This is a genomic window from Novacetimonas hansenii JCM 7643, assembly GCF_000964405.1.
GTDB lineage: Bacteria > Pseudomonadota > Alphaproteobacteria > Acetobacterales > Acetobacteraceae > Novacetimonas > Novacetimonas hansenii.
In genome coordinates, this window is sequence record NZ_BANE01000221.1 from 1 (window position 1) to 3,247 (window position 3,247).

Below are 3,247 nucleotides of genomic sequence, written 5' to 3' on the forward strand. Positions count from 1 at the left end.
GGGCTTCAGTTCCAGCTCGTGCCCTGGACGCCCTCGCTGGAGAGGCAGCGTGAACGGCATGTGTCCGGAGTTGCGCGTGGCGATGGTGGGATTGACTGGAGCTTCACCCGGAACAGGGGGGTAGGATTGTAAGTCATGGAGTGGCCTTTTTATGTTAGCCGTCTTCAGGATGAATCCACCTTTGCTCGTGTGGTGTGATCCCATCGGATGCTCAAAGATAATCGAGGTGCTGGCTGATGACGGTTCTACGGGAGCCAGACGCATCGACGTTCTCTTCGCAGCGTCAGGATTGCTCTCGTCCGTGCTCGCCCACGCCCACGGTCTAAAGTCGTCTATTCTCGGGCAGCAAAAAAATGCCGGGGTAGGGGTGGTGCGGGCCGAGCACCCGCGAGCACCGACGAGCATCGCGATCACAGAGCACCGCGATCACCGCAATTTTCATCTATCTATCTGTATTAACTTATTAAATAAAAACCTCTAACGCCGACTTGAAGGTCGAATTGACAACATATCGGGTATCTCAATATATGAGTTGTCGTGTAATGGCACTCTGACGACTGAGTGGCGTCATCTAAGTCATTGAAAAATATGAATTAATGACCCATACTTCATGAAGTCAAACAAATCTGCGATGCGGCTTCCACCCCCGACATTCAGCAGACAGCCAAACGGCAGTTGGCTAGACCGGCGTCCACACCCGGTCTCCCTGAATTTTGGAGGACCTAATGGTTGAGATCGATTTGACAGCAATGTCTACGGTGAAGAAGCCCCGTAAGAAGATTGCTCAACGGCAGTTGGAACTCCGCCAGCGACTGTGGCCCAGCATCACTGAAAATTACATCTGGCGTCGCCAGCACCATCATGGCTTCACGACCATTCCACGAACGATGCCGCTCATTCTTTCAATCATGGACGACCTCGCTAGGACCCCGGTTGCCATGGCATATCTCGAATTGTGGGGACGTGCCTTTGACGAAGGGTTTGTCACTTTGTCCAAGCCAAGAGAAATCGCATTCCACGCTGGTTTTGACGGACAACGGGGTGAGCGCACCTGGCGTTCCAAGATGAAAGCGTTGAACGATCTTGGTTTCATAGAAGTAGCTGGCGGCCCGTCCGGCGCGATGAGCTACGCATTGATCTTAAATCCTTATCTTGTCATTCGTAGACTACACGAACAGGGCACCACGGGTCTTCGTGAGGACAAATATAACGCACTTATGGAACGAGCCGGAGAAATTGGGGCAGAAGACTTTGACTTACCCGATCCTTGGATCAAACAATCTTCGTCGTTGCAGTCCTCACCTTCGCCCGGGCCAGCTACTGAGACCAATTCCTCATCCACGGAAAGCTAACAATCATGCATTCAGGTTGATGCATATTTAAAAAATTTTGAATGTCATTATTTCTATATTATTTTCATAAATATAATTATTGATATTGCCAAGTAAAAATATGATGTTTCTCATTAACCGAGATCATCAAGAGATACAAGCGTATAGCGTGGGCGACTTTGACCTACCTGAATTACATTGAATTTTACGCTTGTCGGTCGATGCAACCATTCCCTGTTCAATATCTCTGGATCCTCGATATCTGGACCAAGTCGACCACGTATAATTCCCGAGCCATCTGATACGACAAATTCAAAATTTCGCCCGTGTGGTAGAAAGCCTTGGAATTCTCCAAAGTATACTTCTTGGTTTTCTGATATATTTTCCTGGCGCAATCTCTGTTCAGAAAATATAATCTCATCAAGGCTGCTAAACTTAAAATAGCTGTCGCGAAATTCGAGCCCGCACCACGCTCCCTTTTTTGACACTATAGAGAGAAAGTCGGCGACTTTGCGGACCGCCCTAGGGTGAATTTCTTCTACAATATCTAAAATATCATCATCGCTCCCTTTAGCAGAAACCCGGAGTAAATCTTTCACGATTTCAACGGCTTTTCCTACATTGGCGTCGTCGCTAAACAGTTCACCTTGCGAAGGGGGAAGCTCCATTTCAAAACCATAAGAACCGGTTGCCATGCCAGTTATCATTAGAGGTGAAGTTTCTTTGTCGGGTATAGGACCGACGTATTTTAAAGCCCCTTTCAGCCCAGCCATGACTGCGGAGAATGCGTCTGCAAAAGCCGAAGATGCGTTACCAGCAAAATCAGCGGAAATAGCGCTGCTTCCCCGTACCGGCTCTCCTCGAAAAGTTAGCGAGAGTTTTTCAGCTTCTTGGAACTGATCCGGAAGCCTCTCCAATTCGAGATTAAGTTCTTTTAATCGAGCCTCTAAGCCGAAACGGTCAATTACATTCTCCATGGGAATCCCCTGAAGAATTTCCTTGACTTTCCCTATCTCAGATAAAAGGGCGTCCTTTCTCCTGATAGTCATGGCTGAAACCCCGCGCCGATCTTGGTCGCCAAAAGACCTGCAGCATGTGTGTCGTCAGTGGGTGCTAAATCAACCTCTACATAACCTTTCCACATTCCATCACGACGATGGGACCATAGACTGTACCAATAGCACACATCATGGATATTAACTTGAGGGAGAATCCGTATGAAGTGATCAACCTTGTAGGTGGTCTTCACTCGGTCGCGATCAAGATATGGTTGCAGGGTTGGAAAAAATGACACCTGGGTCTGACCCACAGGCAAAAAGGCGAAAGTCACAACATCCACGTCGTTTGGAGGCCGATCTTCTACATCCTCGATGTGCTCTAGAAAGCTCCCGTCGATCCACTGGAAGCCTTTGGTTATCCCGATTGAATGTAACTGAGCTCGCAGGTCGATTAATCCCCGAAGGATTATCGAACGATCAACGCTTAAGCAAAACCGATCTACGAAATCGCTTAATGAAACCCGGTATGGTGAACGATCTTTTCCCGCTGGATCGGCATCAGGTCTGATTGGCGGGACAACACCGGCCATGTTCCACTCGGGTATAGACAACGTAAATACCTATATATATTTTATTTATTCATTCAATTAATTTAACTAGATTAATTTAAGCACGATTTTAGATTTCTTGGCAAGCGGGCCTCCTTCTTACACTTCGTTGCTTCGATATTCAGTCTGTGCAGTCAAAAATTCAAATCGTTCCCGGACTTCTGATGTACATTGCATGCGTATGATGAGACCAAGTGAGTGATTCGCCGCACCACGCAAGTATTTTTTCGCTCCTGACCGACCGGGTGCGATCGGGACGATAAGGTGCTTGCATCCCCTGAAATGAAGGCTGTCCGCTGTTTCTCCGAAT

The 3,247-nt window shown here is 47.8% G+C and carries 5 protein-coding genes; 2 read left to right on the top strand and 3 right to left on the bottom strand.

Annotated features, from left to right (window positions below; all coding sequences use genetic code 11):
- Positions 1–132 (top strand): DUF3363 domain-containing protein (locus B7G66_RS13620; RefSeq protein WP_148424803.1); only part of this gene is annotated, 132 nt, incomplete at its 5' end.
- A gap of 593 nt (positions 133–725) precedes the next feature.
- Positions 726–1,352 carry a hypothetical protein gene (locus B7G66_RS13630; RefSeq protein ID WP_003617659.1) on the top strand — a complete coding sequence of 209 codons (627 nt, stop codon included), beginning with the start codon at positions 726–728 and terminating at the stop codon, positions 1,350–1,352.
- A gap of 113 nt (positions 1,353–1,465) precedes the next feature.
- Here B7G66_RS13630 and B7G66_RS13635 read toward each other — a convergent pair whose 3' ends face one another.
- The 3 genes from B7G66_RS13635 to B7G66_RS18455 form a co-directional block, all read right to left on the bottom strand.
- On the bottom strand, positions 1,466–2,380 hold the full coding sequence (locus tag B7G66_RS13635; RefSeq protein WP_003617660.1) for a hypothetical protein: 915 nt from the start codon (positions 2,378–2,380) through the stop codon (positions 1,466–1,468).
- On the bottom strand, positions 2,377–2,919 hold the full coding sequence (locus B7G66_RS13640; protein WP_196760714.1) for a DUF6932 family protein: 543 nt from the start codon (positions 2,917–2,919) through the stop codon (positions 2,377–2,379). The genes B7G66_RS13635 and B7G66_RS13640 overlap by 4 nt, the downstream gene beginning before the upstream one ends.
- Before the next feature lie 117 nt (positions 2,920–3,036).
- On the bottom strand, positions 3,037–3,247 hold a 211-nt coding region (locus tag B7G66_RS18455), incomplete at its 5' end, for a hypothetical protein (protein ID WP_206778198.1).